Below are 12,894 nucleotides of genomic sequence, written 5' to 3' on the forward strand. Positions count from 1 at the left end.
GGGCCTGGCCAGCATACATTTGCGTATCGAGTGGTTTGGAGTACTCTGCCAATAAGGCAGCGAGTGCGCCAACCTGCCCCCCAGGCAAACCCTGAGCCATGAATCCGGCTCACGATGACGGTGACCGGATTTAGGGCAGCGCGGCAGGAACCCATCCTTAAAATCCGGAGTTTGCCGGTCGCTCGGTTGGCAGGTTGGCAATGCGCGCCCGGACAAAAAAGACGACACGGCAGCCTGGGCCTAAGAGGCCTGATACAAAAGACAAAAGCAACCTGTCGCCCCAACCCGAGGAGGATTCATCGTGTGGACCCAAGTCTATGACCCGCTAGGCAGCCTGGCATTGTCCACGCTGGCAGCAGGGATTCCCGTCGCCGTACTGCTGGCGGCGCTAGCCTTCTTTCACTTGCAGGCCCACCTGGCCGCGGGGCTGGCGCTGGTGGTCGGCGTGGTCATTGCCTCCGCGGTGTTCGGCATGCCCGCCGCGATGGCCGGCAAGGCCGCCGGCCTTGGCATCGCTTCGGGGCTGTTCCCGATCGGCTGGATCGTGCTGAACATCATCTTCCTGCACCGGCTGACCACCATCAACGGCTCCTTCAAGGTGCTGCAGAACTCGATCTCCGGCATCACCGAAGACCGCCGCCTGCAACTGCTGCTGGTAGCCTTCAGCTTCGGCGCTTTCTTCGAAGGCGCCGCGGGCTTCGGCACGCCGGTGGCGGTCACCGGCGCCATCCTGATCGGCCTCGGCTTTTCGCCACTGGCGGCATCCGGCCTGGCGCTGATCGCCAATACCGCGCCAGTGGCCTTCGGCGCGCTGGGCGCGCCGCTGATCGGCCTGTCCGCGGTGACGGGCCTGGACCTGCTGCATCTCTCGGCCATGGTCGGCCGCCAGTTGCCCTTCTTCTCGGTGCTCGTGCCGTTCTGGCTGATCTGGGCCTTTGCCGGCTTCCGCGGCATGCTGGCGATCTGGCCGGCGATCCTGGTGGCCGGCGTCACCTTTGCCGTGCCGCAGTTCCTGGTGTCGAACTACCACGGCCCCTGGCTGGTGGACGTGATTGCCGCGCTGGTGTCGATGGGCAGCCTGACGCTGTTCCTGAAGGTCTGGAAGCCCAAGGAAATCTGGACCTCCACGCGCATCCTCGGCCGCAAGGACGACTCCAAGGTCGACGACCCCGAAGCGGTGGCCGCCGAAGCCCGCGCCAGCGCCGCCTCCACCGGCATCTCGGTGGTCAAGGCCTGGATGCCCTGGGTGATCCTGACCGTGTTCGTCTTCGTCTGGGGCGTGCCGGAATTCAAGAAGCTGATGGACGGCCTGTGGCAATGGAAATTCCCCATCCCCGGCCTCGACAAAGCCGTGTTCAAGGTGCCGCCGGTAGTGCCCAAAGCCACTGCCGAGGGCGCGGTCTTCACCTTCAACGTGTTGTCGATGGCCGGCACCGGCATCCTGGTCTCCGGCATTCTCGGCGGCCTGCTGATGGGCTACTCCGTGCCGCGCCTCGTCAAGGAATACTGGGAGACCATCAAGCTGGTGAAATATTCGCTGCTGACCATCTGCGCGATGTTCGGCGTGGGCTACCTGACCCGTTACTCAGGCCTGGATGCCACGCTGGGCCTGGCGTTTGCCCACACCGGCGTGCTCTACCCGCTGTTTGGCACCATGCTGGGCTGGCTAGGCGTGGCGCTGACCGGGTCCGACACCGCCTCCAACGTGCTTTTTGGCGGCCTGCAGAAAACCACCGCCGAGCAGCTGGGCCTATCGCCGATCCTGATGGCCTCGGCCAACAGCTCGGGCGGCGTGATGGGCAAGATGATCGATGCGCAGTCCATCGTGGTGGCGTCCACCGCCACCAAGTGGTACGGGCACGAAGGCGAGATCCTGCGCTATGTGTTTTTCCACTCGATCGCGCTGGCGATCTTGGTGGGGCTGTTCATTACGCTGCAGGCCTATGTGCATCCGTTCACGCAGATGGTGATTCACTAGGCTGGCAAACCAGCGGCCATGAAAAAGGCCCCGCTCGTGCATGGGCGGGGCCAGACTGAAGCCGAAACGCGGGCTGGGCGCCGGAGCCCGCGCTCAGCCCCCAAACCAGTTGGCCAGCCGCAAGCCCGCCAGCCCGGCAAAATCCCTGACATTGCGCGTCACCAACGTCAGGCCGTGCGCCATCGCGACGGATGCGATCTGTCCATCCACGAAGGGCAGGCTCAGCCCAGCCCGCTCCCGCGAAATGCGTATCTCGGCATGGATCCGTGCCGCGGCGCTGTCATAGGGCAAGACCGGCAAGCTGCCCGCCACTTCCTGCACGAAACGGCCAACTGCGTCCTTGCGCTGGCCATCCGGCATACGCAGCCAGCCATAACGCAATTCATGCCAAACCGGTGCCGGAATAACCAGTTCGCCATCAAATCGGGCCAGATTCGCCATGACCCCTGCATCCGGCTTTGGCCGCATTGCCTCCGAGACAATGTTGGTGTCCAGCAGCCAACTCGCAGCGCTCACCATGTGAAGTCACGCCCGTCGCCGGGTTGACGCACATGCTCGAATGGGTCGGCTTCATCTTCCGGTTGCACGTGCTTGCTGCGCCATTCGCTCAAACGGCCAAAGAAGCCAGACGCGGAACCGACAAGCAGCCGGTATTGCGACCAGGACATCAACACGGCAGCCGGCTGACCGCGCCGGGAGATCAGCAGCGGTTCCTGCCCACTTTCCGCTTCCCGAAGCGCATCAGCGAGATGCGCTCTTGCCTCCGAAAATGGAATGGTTTGCATAGCGTTGCTCCCTGCTCGAAATGTACAATTCAATTGTACAAGATTGAGCCGCCGCGTGCCGGCGTACGGCGCTAACCGGCACCTGCTTGATCCTGAGCGCCGGCCGCAGCAAGCCAGCCGTTGAAACCCGAAGAAAGAACCCCACCACTATCGGCGGGGGTTTTCCTCACTGCGCGCACCGTATTTGCGGCCCTCAGGCCATCAACCGGTAAGCCAGCCGCGCCGCAGCCCGAGCGCCGCAGGTGTCGCGGTCATAGAGCGGATTGAACTCCGCCAGGTCCGCCACGCGCAGCTTGCCGCTGGCGCGCACCAGCGCCACCACCTCCTCCACCACGGGCAGGGGCACGCCATAAGGGGCGGGCGCCGAGACTGCCGGCATCACGGCCGCCGGCAGCACGTCCAGGTCGATCGTGAGGTAGACGTGATCGACCGCATCCATCAGCCCCTGCAATTCGGCAAGCCGCGCGTCCAGGTGCCGTTCCTGCATCTGCACGTCCTCGACATAGTGCACGCCAAGCGCGTTGGCATGCGCGAACAGCGCTGCGGTGTTGCCGAGACGGCTCACGCCCAGGCAGGCGTACTCGAAGCGCTCGCCGCGCTCGCGGCACGCTTGCGCGATCTGGTCGAATGGCGTGCCCGAACTGCCGGGGCGGCCGGTGCGCAGGTCGAAGTGCGCATCGAGGTTGATCACCAGCACGCGGCCGTGATCGCCACGCGCATCGAGATGCGCGCGCAGGCCCTGCCAGGTGCCCCAGGCGATCTCATGGCCACCGCCGAGCACCAGCGGGAATGCACCCTGCCCCAGTTCGGCCGCGACCGCTTTTGCCAACGCTTGCTGCGCCGTCTCGAGATCGCCATCGTGGCAGACGACGTCGCCCGCATCGTGGAACGCTTCCAGGCCATGGGCCGGGATGCCGGCCAGCGCGCGGCGGATCTCGCGCGGGCCACCGGCCGCGCCGGGACGGCCCTGGTTGCGCAGCACGCCAGCGTCGCAGCAAAAGCCCAGCAGCACGGGTGCGCCGGGCACGCGCTCGGCGCCTTGCGCGCGCACGACATTGAACAGCCGGCGCGTGTCGCCCAGCTCGCCCGCATCGCTGCGGCCGTGCCAGATACTGCTCGGCGCTGCGGCCTTTGGATCCCTTTCGCTCATGACAGGCGGCGGCCCAGGGTTTCCGGCACCATCGCCAGGCCGATCAGCGAGATCAGGCCGCAGCCGATCACGTAGAACGCGGGCGCATTGGGATTGGCGGTGAGATGGATCAGCTCGGTCGAGAAGAACTGCGCGAAACCACCGAAGATGGCAATCGCCACGCAGTAGGCAATCGACAGGCCGGTGGCGCGCATACGCTGCGGCAGCACCTCGCTGACCAGCACCATCGACGCGGGTGAAGTCATCGACATCGGCACCGAGAGGCAGCCCACCACCAGCAGCAGGCGCGTCAGGCCGGGCTCGGCGTTGATCAGCACGAAAGCGGGGTAGATCATCAACAGCAAGGCCACGCGCGACCACAGCACCACCGGGCGCCGGCCCACCCGGTCGCTCAGCCAGCCGGCGAACGGCGACAGCACGACCTGCACGGCAGCGGCCACGCAAGCGGCCCAGATGCCCAGCGACAGCGGCATATGCAGCTGGCTAACGGCATAGTTGCTCAGGTAGTACACCACGATATAGGTCGACGACGCCACGCCGATCATCAGCAGGATGCTGGCCACCAGCGCACGCCCATGCTCACGCAGCAGCTGCAGCGTGGAACCGTGCTCCGACTCGCCGGCGGCGGGCGCCGTCTCTTCCAGGCGGCGGCGAATCACCAGGCCCACCGGGATCACCAGGATGCCGATCACGAAGGCCAGGCGCCAGCCCCATGCCTCCAGTGCTTGCTGCTCCAGCACATTGCTGAGCAGCAGGCCAACCAGCGCGCCGAACAGCGCCGCCAGGCCCTGGCTGAACGGCTGCCAGCTGGTATAGAAGCCGCGCGAGCGGTCGTCGGCATATTCCAGCAGCAGTGCCGTGGAGGCACCCATCTCCCCGCCGATGGCAAAGCCCTGCACCAGGCGCGCGAGCAGGATCATGATCGGCGCGAGCATGCCGATCTGCGCATACGTCGGCGTCACCACGAAGATCACCGAGCTCAGGCCCATCAGCCAGAGCGTCAGCGCTACAGCCGGCTTGCGCCCGACACGGTCGGCATACATGCCGATCAGCAGGCCGCCCAGCGGGCGCATCAGGAAGCCCACGCCGAAGGTGGCGAAGGACAACAGCAACTGCCCGGTGGGATCGGAGACCGGGAAATACAGGCGGCCGATCAGCGTCGCGAAGAAGCTGTAGACCACGAAGTCGTAGAACTCCAGGCCGTTGCCGACGGTGATGGCCGCGATGGACTTGAACCTGGACAGCGGCCGGGCCGTGGCGGCATGCTGCGCCGCTATGCCGGGAATGGTGTTGTCAATGGACATGATGAAACTCCGAAGCAAGAAAATCCTGGCCGCCCGCAAGCGGGCGGTGAGCGCAACCCAGAGCGGGTGTTGTTCGCGCCACTACGGCAGCGCGCGGGGCTGGCGTGCGCTGCCGGTTACCCTGGCATCCGGCTAGACGGATGCCAGGCAACGCGGACCATGCCCAGGCATGGTCCGCGCATGTCTCAGTCCGCCGCAAGGGAGGAAGCAGGCGCCCCCTCCTGGTCGCGCGGGCGCCCCCAGCACCACCACGCCACCACCAGCAGCAGCAGCCACACCGCGCCTACCAGCAGCGCCGCGCGGGTCTGCGGGAACCAGCCAAGCACGCCGAAGATGAACAGCATGAAGGCGATGGCCGCGAGCGGCGCTACCGGCCAGAACGGCACGGGGAACTTCAGCGCCGCCACCTCGGCGCGGCTCATGCGCCTGCGCAAGGCGACCTGCGACAGCAAGATCATCAGCCACACCCAAACCGTGGCAAAGGTGGCGATGGAAGCGATCAGCGTGAACACGTCCTCGGGCATCACGTAGTTGAGCACCACGCCGGCCAGCAAGGCGAAGGCCATCACCACCACCGTCATCCAGGGCACGCCCTTGCGCGATACGCTGGCGAAGATGCGTGGCGCCTGCCGTTGCACCGCCATGCCGTACAGCATGCGGCCAGCGCCGAAGATGTCGCTATTGATGGCGGATACCGCGGCGGAGATGACCACGACATTGAGCAACGCGGCGGCCGAGCCAATGCCCAGCCGGCTGAAGATCTGCACAAAGGGACTGCCCTCGCTGCCGATGCGGTGCCAAGGATAGAGAGACATCAGCACCGCCAGCGTCAGCACATAGAACAGCAGGATGCGCAGGGGCACCGCGTTGATCGCACGCGGAATCACGCGCTCCGGGTCGCGCGCCTCGCCGGCCGTGATGCCGATGATCTCGATGCCGCCAAAGGCGAACATCACCACGGCGAACGAGGCGATCACGCCAGCAATGCCGTTGGGCATGAAGCCGCCGTGCGCCCAGAGGTTGTGGATGCCGGTGGCAACGCCGCCGTCGGCCATGCCGAAACCGAACAGCATGATGGCAACGCCGCCGCCGATCATCGCAGCGATGGCGCCGACCTTCAGCAGCGAAAGCCAGAACTCCAGCTCACCGAACACCTTGACGCTGAGCAGGTTGAGGCCGCCGATCAGGAACACGATGCCGAGCACCCAGATCCAGCGCGGCACGTCCGGGAACCAGAAGCCCATGTAAATACCGAAGGCGGTCACGTCCGCCAGGCAAACGACGATCATCTCGAAGGCATAGGTCCAGCCAAGCAGGAAACCCGCCAGCGGCCCCAGGCCGGTGCTGGCGTACTGGCCGAACGAACCCGCCACCGGATTGCGCACCGCCATCTCGCCCAGCGCGCGCATCACCATGTAGACCGCGGCACCACCGATCACGTAGGCCAGCAGCACCGCCGGTCCCGCGGCCTGGATGGCCGAGGCCGAGCCGTAGAAAAGTCCCGTGCCGATGGCCGATCCGAGCGCCATGAAGCGGATATGACGGGCGCTGAGGCCGCGCTGCAGGCCTTGCGACTGCTCTTGCATCTATTTGTCTCCGAATCATTATTCTGTCTTCTGTCGCGCCCGGGGCGGGGCCTGCTGCGTGGCAGGCGTCCCGCCCCCGGGCGTCATGCTCAAGCCTCAGAGGCTGGGCAGCAACCGCGCGGGCAGCAGCGCGTTCAGGGTGCCGGCCGCCAGCAACCGGCTCGCCGTCTCGATATCCGGCGCGAAGAAGCGGTCCTTCTCGTAGTAGGGCACTTCGGCGCGCAGCAGGCTGCGTGCCTGTTCGAGCTTGGGCGAACTCTTCAGGCCTTCGCGGAAGTCCAGGCCCTGGCAGGCGCCCAGCCACTCCACGGCAAGGATGCCGCGCACGTTCTCGGCCATCGCCCACAGGCGCTTGCCGGCATTCGGCGCCATCGACACGTGGTCCTCCTGGTTGGCCGAGGTCGGCAGGCTGTCGACACTGTGCGGATGGGCCAGCGCCTTGTTGTCGCTGGCCAGCGCCGCGGCGGTGACCTGGGCAATCATGAAGCCGGAGTTGACGCCGCCGTTCGCTACCAGGAAAGGCGGCAGCTGCGACATGTGCCGGTCCATCATCAGCGAGATACGGCGCTCGGACAGCGAGCCGATCTCGGCGATGGCCAGCGCCAGGTTGTCGGCGGCCATCGCCACCGGTTCGGCGTGGAAGTTGCCCCCCGAGATCACGTCGCCTTCGGCGGCAAATACCAAGGGATTGTCCGAGACCGCGTTGGCCTCCACTTCCAGGACCTCGGCGGCCTGCCGCAATTGCGTCAGGCAGGCACCCATCACCTGCGGCTGGCAGCGCAGCGAGTAGGGATCCTGCACCTTGTCGCACTGCGCATGCGAACGCGCCAGTTCGCTGGTATCGGTCAACAGGCCGCGATAGGTGGCGGCCGCATCGATCTGGCCGCGCTGGCCGCGCACCGCGTGAATGCGCGCGTCGAAAGGCGCGCGCGAGCCGAGCATGGCCTCGACGCTGAGGCTGCCGCATACCGTGGCCGCGGCAAACAGATCCTCGGCCTCGAACAGGCCGCGCAGCGCGTAAGCCGTGGATACCTGGGTGCCGTTGAGCAGGGCCAGGCCTTCCTTGGCGGCCAGGGTCAGCGGCTCCAGGCCGGCGCGGGCCAGCGCCTGGCGCGCCGGCAGCCATTCGCCCTGGTAGCGCGCACGGCTTTCGCCCAGCAGCACCAGCGACATATGCGCCAGCGGCGCCAGGTCGCCAGAGGCGCCCACCGAGCCCTTGAGCGGAATATGCGGATAGACCTCGGCATTGACCAGGGCGATCAGCGCATCGATCACCTTGCGGCGGATGCCGGAGAAGCCGCGCGCCAGGCTATTGATCTTTAGCAGCATGATCAGCCGCACCATGGCGTCGTCGAGCGGTTCGCCCACGCCGGCGGCGTGCGACAACACCAGCGAGCGCTGCAGGTTCTCCAGGTCCTCGCGGGCGATGCGGGTCTGCGCCAGCAGGCCGAAGCCGGTATTGATGCCGTAGGCGGTCCGGCCTTCGGCAACGATGTTCTCGACGCAGGCCACGCTGGCGGCGATGGCCTCGGCGGCCCCGGCGTCCAGGCTCACGCGCAGCGGCTGCAGATAGGCCTGGCGCAGCTGCGCCAGGGTCAGTTGACCAGGTTTCAGGTTCAGCGCGTTCACGTTCAGGCTTCCTTCTTGCTGTTGAGCATCGGCAGGTTCAGGCCCTGCTCCTGTGCACATTCGATGGCGATGTCGTAGCCGGCGTCCGCATGGCGCATCACGCCGGTGGCGGGATCGTTGTGCAGCACGCGGGCGATGCGCGCGGCCGCCTCGTCGGTGCCGTCGCACACGATCACCACGCCCGAATGCTGCGAGAAGCCCATGCCCACGCCGCCGCCATGATGCAGCGAGACCCAGGTCGCGCCGCTGGCGGTGTTGAGCAGCGCGTTGAGCAGCGGCCAGTCGGACACGGCGTCGGAGCCGTCCTGCATGCTTTCGGTTTCACGGTTGGGGCTGGCGACCGAGCCGGAGTCGAGGTGGTCGCGGCCGATCACCACCGGCGCCGACAATTCGCCACTACGCACCATCTCGTTGAACGCCAGGCCAAGCTTGGCGCGCAGGCCAAGGCCAACCCAGCAGATGCGCGCCGGCAGGCCCTGGAAGCTGATGCGCTCGCGCGCCATGTCCAGCCAGCGGTGCAGGTGCGCATCGTCGGGGATCAGTTCCTTGACCTTGGCGTCGGTCTTGTAGATGTCCTGCGGATCGCCGGACAGCGCGGCCCAGCGGAACGGACCGACACCGCGGCAGAACAGCGGCCGGATGTAGGCCGGCACGAAGCCGGGGAAATCGAAGGCATTGTCCACGCCCTCTTCCTTGGCCATCTGGCGGATGTTGTTGCCGTAGTCGAACGTGGGCACGCCCATCTTCTGGAAGTCGAGCATGGCCTGCACATGCAGCGCCATCGATTGCTTGGCGGCCTTGACCACACGAGCCGGCTCGGTCTGCGCACGGTCGCGGTACTGGCCCCAGGTCCAACCCACCGGCAGGTAGCCGTTGAGCGGATCGTGCGCGCTGGTCTGGTCGGTGACCATGTCCGGGCGCACGCCGCGGCGCACCAGTTCGGGCAGCACTTCGGCGGCGTTGGCGCACAGCGCGACGGAAACGGCGCGGCCTTCGGCGGTGTATTTGGCGATGCGCGCCAACGCGTCGTCGAGGTCGGTGGCCTGTTCGTCGACATAGCGGGTGCGCAGGCGGAAATCGATGCTGGCCTGCTGGCACTCGATGTTCAGCGAGCAAGCGCCGGCCAGCGTGGCGGCTAGCGGCTGCGCGCCGCCCATGCCGCCCAGCCCGGCGGTCAGCACCCAGCGGCCCTTGAGGTTGCCGTTGTAGTGCTGGCGCCCGGCTTCGACGAAGGTCTCGTAGGTGCCCTGCACGATGCCCTGGCTGCCGATATAGATCCAGCTGCCGGCGGTCATCTGGCCGTACATGGCCAGGCCCTTGGCATCGAGCTCGTTGAAGTGTTCCCAGGTGGCCCAGTGCGGCACCAGGTTGGAATTGGCGATCAGCACGCGCGGCGCGTTGCTATGGGTCTTGAACACGCCGACCGGCTTGCCGGACTGCACCAGCAGGGTCTCATCGTCGTTCAGCGTCTTGAGCGTCTCGACGATCTTGTCGTAGCACGCCCAGTTGCGCGCGGCGCGGCCGATGCCGCCGTACACCACCAGCTCCTTGGGGTTCTCCGCCACTTCCGGGTCGAGGTTGTTCATCAACATGCGCAGCGGCGCTTCGGTCTGCCAGCTCTTGGCGTTCAGTTGGTTGCCGCGCGGGGCGCGGATCTCTACATCGCGAAAGCGGTCGGTGTTGCTCACGGGAACTCCTTGGGTCAATAAGGCCGGCTCGAACCGGTCTGTTCAGCCATGCTAGGTATGTATAGTGTTGTATAGACAAGCTTGGATAAATTGGGGTATTCCCGGAGACAAGCCGCCGGCATAGATAGAAAAGTGCGCTTATGATTGCTTAAGTGATGAGAACGACGGAACGTGCTCGCCGTTCCGAGCACGCGGTCAAGCACCGCGACATGGACGCTCCGCTGCCGCTGCTGCCGCGGGTACGGATAGCGGCGATGTGCAAGCGCGGTATCATGCTCCTGATCCGCCGCATGCCCATGGCATCGATACCACCCTGGCGAGCACGCCTGCGACCCGGACGAAGCGGTCACCGCGGAACACCCCTGGACTCCCCTGGACTCCCATGCTGATGCGTTTCCTGGAACGGCTGATCGACCCGTTCCGCGCCCTCCCCGACACCCAGCCGCCCGGCCAGATCTGGCGCTTCTACGCCTATTTCCTGCGGGAGGTGTGGCCGGTCTTTGCGCTGCTGCTAGGCGTGGGGCTGGCTGGCGCGCTGATCGAAGTCTCGCTGTTCGGCTTTCTCGGCCGCCTGGTCGACCTGGCGCAAGCCACGCCGCCCGCCGACTTCTTCGCGCGCCACCGCGCCGAGCTGGTGTGGATGGCGGTGGTGGCGCTGCTGCTGCGCCCGTTCTTCAACGGCCTGCACGACATCCTCGTGCACCAGGTCATCAACCCGAGCCTGGGCAACCTGGTGCGCTGGCAGAACCACCGCTACGTCCTCAAGCAGAGCCTGTCGTTTTTCCAGAACGACTTTGCCGGGCGCATTGCGCAGCGCATCATGCAGACCGGCTTCTCGCTGCGCGATTCAGCGGTGCAGGCCGTGGATGCCATCTGGCATGTGCTGATCTACGCGGCCAGCTCCCTGTACCTGTTCGCGCAAGCCGACTGGCGCCTGATGATTCCCCTCGTGGCGTGGATCGCATGCTACGTGGCCGCCATGCTGTACTTCACGCCACGCGTGAAGGCGCGCTCGGTTGCCGCCACCGGCGCGCGCTCGCGGCTGATGGGACGCATCGTCGACGGCTATACCAACATCACCACGCTCAAGCTGTTCGCCCATACGCGCCATGAAGAGGATTACGCGCGCGAAGCCATGGCCGACCTGACCGACAAGGCACGCCTGTCCGGGCGCATGGTCAGCGCGATGGATTTCACCGTGACCTCGCTCAATGGCCTGCTGATCGCCAGCACCACCGGGCTGGCGCTGTGGCTATGGAGCCAGGGCCATGTCAGCGTCGGCGCGATTGCGCTGTCGAGCGGGCTGGTGATCCGCATTGTCAGCATGTCAGGCTGGATCATGTGGGTGATCAGCGGCATCTTCGAGAACATCGGCCAGGTGCAGGATGGCCTGCAGACCATCTCCGTGCCGCGCACGGTCGGCGACCGCGACAACGCGCAGGCGCTGCGCGTCACGCGCGGCGAGGTGCGCTTCGAGGGCGTGGGCTTTCACTACGGCAAGGGCTCGGGCGTGATCGAGAACATCGACCTGATCGTGCGCCCGGGCGAGAAGATCGGCCTGGTCGGCCCCTCCGGCGCCGGCAAGTCGACGCTGGTCAACCTGCTGCTGCGGCTGTACGACGTGGAGCAAGGACGCATCCTGATCGACGGCCAGGACATCGCCGGCGTCACGCAGGAAAGCCTGCGCGCGCAGATCGGCATGGTGACGCAGGATACGTCGCTGCTGCACCGCTCGATCCGCGACAACCTGCGCTACGGCCGCCCCGGCGCCAGCGAGGCCGAGCTGCTCACCGCGGCCAACGACGCCCATGCCGGCGAGTTCATTCCACGCTTGCGCGATGCGCATGGGGCTACGGGGCTGGATGCGCAAGTGGGCGAACGCGGCGTGAAGCTGTCGGGCGGCCAGCGCCAGCGCATTGCCGTGGCGAGGGTGCTGCTGAAGAACGCACCGATCCTGATCCTGGATGAAGCCACCTCGGCGCTGGACTCCGAAGTGGAAGCCGCCATCCAGGAGAACCTGGAGACGCTGATGCAGGGCAAGACGGTGATCGCCATCGCACACCGCCTGTCCACCATTGCGCGGATGGACAGGCTGGTGGTGCTGGAGGACGGGCGGATCGCCGAAAGCGGCACGCATGCGGAGTTGCTGGCGCGCGGGGGGCTATATGCAAGGTTGTGGGCGCATCAGACTGGGGGGTTTGTGGGGGTGGAGTAGAGGTTTGATGTGTTTGGGGGTGTTGGTTGATACGGCGTTGGTTTTTGCACCCAAGGTGCGATACGGCATGCCCCTGCGGGGTCTTTCGCTGTTTTTTTGAGCGGCGATGGTTTTTGCACCCAAGGTCCATACGACATCCCCCTGCGGGGGCTGCCGGTCACTTTTCTTTGACCGGCAAAGAAAACTAACGAAAAGAAAGCCGCCCTGCCGGGGGCAGAGCAATCAGGCTTATGTGGGGCTGTGGTTGCGTCGTATGGCCCGGAGTGTTGGCTGGCGTGTCCAACCGGCCCGAAGGACATCGCTACTGCATGACCCAATGGTCACGTGGTGGTGCCCCTGATCGCTTTGCGCGGTGAGCGTTCGGGCATCTGCCGTTCGCGGTGCGCAGCGCCACGATCCTGCCTGCATTGGTGGTTTCGTGGTTTTGTCTCTGGCGGTGGCCGCCCGGCCATTTGATGCCCTGCCGTACCGGCGCGAGCGGCACCTTGCTACCAACTCCCCTGGTTTCGTGGTGGGCACCGTGGCCCGTCCGCGAGGGCCGCGCTCGCACCTCACGGCG

9 protein-coding genes are annotated in these 12,894 nt (G+C 66.2%); 2 read left to right on the forward strand and 7 right to left on the reverse strand.

Annotated elements, in window-relative coordinates:
• Window positions 1-301: 301 nt before the first annotated feature.
• A complete protein-coding gene (locus ACX12D_RS13520; protein WP_459371475.1) occupies window positions 302-1,978 on the forward strand; it encodes an L-lactate permease in 1,677 nt (558 codons plus the stop codon).
• 93 nt (window positions 1,979-2,071) lie between these two features.
• On the opposite strand, the gene ACX12D_RS13525 is transcribed toward ACX12D_RS13520, so the two are convergent.
• From ACX12D_RS13525 to hutU, 7 genes are all read right to left on the reverse strand, one after another.
• The gene (locus ACX12D_RS13525; protein ID WP_459371476.1) at window positions 2,072-2,419 is read right to left on the reverse strand and encodes a PIN domain-containing protein; all 348 of its coding nucleotides are present in this window, start codon (window positions 2,417-2,419) and stop codon (window positions 2,072-2,074) included.
• Between the two features lie 71 nt (window positions 2,420-2,490).
• Window positions 2,491-2,763: a type II toxin-antitoxin system Phd/YefM family antitoxin gene (locus ACX12D_RS13530; protein WP_459371477.1), complete on the reverse strand. Its 273-nt coding sequence runs from the start codon at window positions 2,761-2,763 to the stop codon at window positions 2,491-2,493.
• A 193-nt stretch (window positions 2,764-2,956) separates the two neighbouring features.
• A complete protein-coding gene (gene hutG, locus ACX12D_RS13535; protein ID WP_459371478.1) occupies window positions 2,957-3,913 on the reverse strand; it encodes a formimidoylglutamase in 957 nt (318 codons plus the stop codon).
• Window positions 3,910-5,217 carry an MFS transporter gene (locus ACX12D_RS13540; protein WP_441635049.1) on the reverse strand — a complete coding sequence of 436 codons (1,308 nt, stop codon included), beginning with the start codon at window positions 5,215-5,217 and terminating at the stop codon, window positions 3,910-3,912. Before ACX12D_RS13540 ends, hutG begins: the two co-directional genes overlap by 4 nt.
• 185 nt (window positions 5,218-5,402) lie before the next feature.
• Window positions 5,403-6,803, reverse strand: a complete 1,401-nt coding sequence (locus ACX12D_RS13545; RefSeq protein ID WP_459371479.1) for an amino acid permease — start codon at window positions 6,801-6,803, stop codon at window positions 5,403-5,405.
• A 96-nt stretch (window positions 6,804-6,899) separates the two neighbouring features.
• A complete protein-coding gene (gene hutH, locus ACX12D_RS13550; protein ID WP_459371480.1) occupies window positions 6,900-8,432 on the reverse strand; it encodes a histidine ammonia-lyase in 1,533 nt (510 codons plus the stop codon).
• Window positions 8,433-8,434: 2 nt separating this feature from the next.
• Window positions 8,435-10,120: a urocanate hydratase gene (gene hutU, locus ACX12D_RS13555; protein WP_459371481.1), complete on the reverse strand. Its 1,686-nt coding sequence runs from the start codon at window positions 10,118-10,120 to the stop codon at window positions 8,435-8,437.
• Window positions 10,121-10,502: 382 nt separating this feature from the next.
• Between hutU and ACX12D_RS13560 the strand changes: the two genes are divergently transcribed.
• Window positions 10,503-12,335, forward strand: coding sequence for an ABC transporter ATP-binding protein (locus ACX12D_RS13560; RefSeq protein ID WP_459371482.1), 1,833 nt, complete (start codon window positions 10,503-10,505; stop codon window positions 12,333-12,335).
• Window positions 12,336-12,894 lie beyond the last annotated feature (559 nt).

It is taken from the genome of Cupriavidus sp. PET2-C1 (assembly GCF_054515855.1).

Coding starts and splice junctions, on each gene's coding strand:
- ACX12D_RS13525 (WP_459371476.1), bottom strand. CDS start 2,419: ATGGCGAATCTGGCCCGATTTGATGGCGAACTGGTTATTCCGGCACCG.
- ACX12D_RS13530 (WP_459371477.1), bottom strand. CDS start 2,763: ATGCAAACCATTCCATTTTCGGAGGCAAGAGCGCATCTCGCTGATGCG.
- hutG (WP_459371478.1), bottom strand. CDS start 3,913: ATGAGCGAAAGGGATCCAAAGGCCGCAGCGCCGAGCAGTATCTGGCAC.
- ACX12D_RS13540 (WP_441635049.1), bottom strand. CDS start 5,217: ATGTCCATTGACAACACCATTCCCGGCATAGCGGCGCAGCATGCCGCC.
- ACX12D_RS13545 (WP_459371479.1), bottom strand. CDS start 6,803: ATGCAAGAGCAGTCGCAAGGCCTGCAGCGCGGCCTCAGCGCCCGTCAT.
- ACX12D_RS13560 (WP_459371482.1), top strand. CDS start 10,503: ATGCTGATGCGTTTCCTGGAACGGCTGATCGACCCGTTCCGCGCCCTC.